1 protein-coding gene is annotated in these 861 nt (G+C 70.7%); it reads right to left on the reverse strand.

All coding sequences use genetic code 11. The features are described 5' to 3' along the window. On the reverse strand, nt 1-861 hold an 861-nt coding region (gene galU / locus IG94_RS0137970), incomplete at both ends, for a UTP--glucose-1-phosphate uridylyltransferase GalU (protein ID WP_031048723.1).

The raw sequence follows: 861 nt of genomic DNA on the forward strand, positions 1-861 counted from the left end.
CGTAACGCTGGAGCCAGGTCCGGAAGTCCGGGCCCAGGTCCTCACGTTCGCACGCGAGCCGGACGATGGCACGCAGGTAGTCGCCGCGGTCGCCGGTGTCGTAGCGGCGGCCCTTGAAGACCACGCCGTGCACCGGGCCGCCCACGGACTCGTCCTCGGCGAGCTGCTGCAGGGCGTCGGTCAGCTGGATCTCGCCGCCCCGGCCGGGCTCGGTCCTGCGGAGTATGCCGAAGACGTGCGGGTCCAGGACGTAGCGGCCGATGATGGCGTAGTTCGACGGCGCGTCGGCCGCCTCCGGCTTCTCGACCAGTCCGCCGACCTTGACGACGTCGCTGTCCCCGGTGGACTCGACGGCCGCGCAGCCGTAGAGGTGGATCTGCTCCGGCGCGACCTCCATGAGGGCGATCACGCTGCCGCCGTACTGCTCCTGGACCTCGATCATGCGCTGGAGCAGCGGGTCGCGCGGGTCGATCAGGTCGTCGCCGAGCAGCACCGCGAAGGGCTCGTCGCCGACGTGCGGGGCGGCGCACAGCACGGCGTGTCCCAGTCCCCTGGGGTCGCCCTGGCGGACGTAGTGCATCATCGCGAGGTCGCTGGACTCCTGGACCCTGGCCAGCCGGCTCGCGTCGCCCTTCTTCTGGAGGGCGGACTCCAGTTCGTAGTTGCGGTCGAAGTGGTCCTCCAGGGGGCGCTTGTTGCGGCCGGTGACCATGAGGATGTCGCCGAGGCCGGCGGTGACGGCCTCCTCGACCACGTACTGGATCGCCGGCTTGTCGACGACCGGCAGCATCTCCTTCGGAGTGGCCTTGGTCGCCGGCAGGAACCGGGTACCGAGCCCGGCCGCGGGAATGACAGCCTTGC

Source organism: Streptomyces olivaceus, from assembly GCF_000721235.1.
In the GTDB taxonomy this organism is placed as follows: Bacteria; Actinomycetota; Actinomycetes; order Streptomycetales; family Streptomycetaceae; genus Streptomyces; species Streptomyces olivaceus.